The sequence below is a fragment of the Caballeronia sp. ATUFL_M2_KS44 genome (genome assembly GCF_023630965.1).
In the GTDB taxonomy this organism is placed as follows: Bacteria; Pseudomonadota; Gammaproteobacteria; order Burkholderiales; family Burkholderiaceae; genus Caballeronia; species Caballeronia concitans.
In genome coordinates this window covers 1-233 of sequence record NZ_JALQEA010000116.1, presented here as the reverse complement: position 1 = coordinate 233, position 233 = coordinate 1, and the positions used below count along the sequence as shown (strand labels likewise).

Sequence of the window (233 nt, the reverse complement as noted above, 5' to 3'; positions counted from 1 at the left end):
GGCCAGAGCCGGGCGAAGCTCGAACGCCTGCAAGACGGCGGCGATGCGATCGCATGCGCGGCCGTCGCCATAAGGATTCGCGCCACGGCTCATCGCCGCGTACGCACGCGCGTCGTGCAGCAGGTGCATGACGTTGTCGACGATGTCGGCGGTATCGGTGCCCACGAGCTTCACCACGCCGGCGTCGACCGCTTCCTGACGCTCGGTGGTATCGCGCATCACGAGCACCGGCT

At 68.2% G+C, this 233-nt stretch carries 1 protein-coding gene; it reads right to left on the bottom strand.

All coding sequences use genetic code 11. The features are described from left to right. Positions 1–233: UDP-N-acetylglucosamine 2-epimerase (locus NCR39_RS29590; protein WP_250456333.1), on the bottom strand; the 233-nt coding region annotated here is incomplete at both ends.